This window comes from Flavihumibacter cheonanensis (genome assembly GCF_022352215.1).
GTDB lineage: Bacteria > Bacteroidota > Bacteroidia > Chitinophagales > Chitinophagaceae > Flavihumibacter > Flavihumibacter cheonanensis.
Genome location: NZ_JAKRWF010000198.1, coordinates 1 through 281, shown reverse-complemented (window position 1 = coordinate 281; position 281 = coordinate 1). Strand labels below are relative to the sequence as shown.

Annotated in this window: 1 protein-coding gene; it reads left to right on the top strand. The window is 49.5% G+C overall.

Going from position 1 to position 281, the window contains the following annotated elements:
• Positions 1-51: 51 nt before the first annotated feature.
• Positions 52-281, top strand: a 230-nt coding sequence (locus MD536_RS21675) for a carboxyl transferase domain-containing protein (protein WP_317208158.1), incomplete at its 3' end; no start/stop codon positions are given.

Below are 281 nucleotides of genomic sequence, written 5' to 3'. Positions count from 1 at the left end.
TATTCACCTGCAATTACCGATTTTAACATAATGGTGCGAGAAACAAGCTACATGTTTATCACCGGGCCGAAGGTCGTACAGTCGGTTACGGGAGAGGACGTGACCGTTGAGCAGCTGGGCGGTGCTGATATCCATAATACAAGGTCAGGGGTCGCGCACTTTGCCGCGAACAGCGATAAAGAGGCAATTGATATTATCAAAAAGCTTATATCCTACTTTCCGCAGAACAACATGGAGGATCCGCCGCTGGTTGAATGCACCGATCCTGCAGAGCGGGAGAT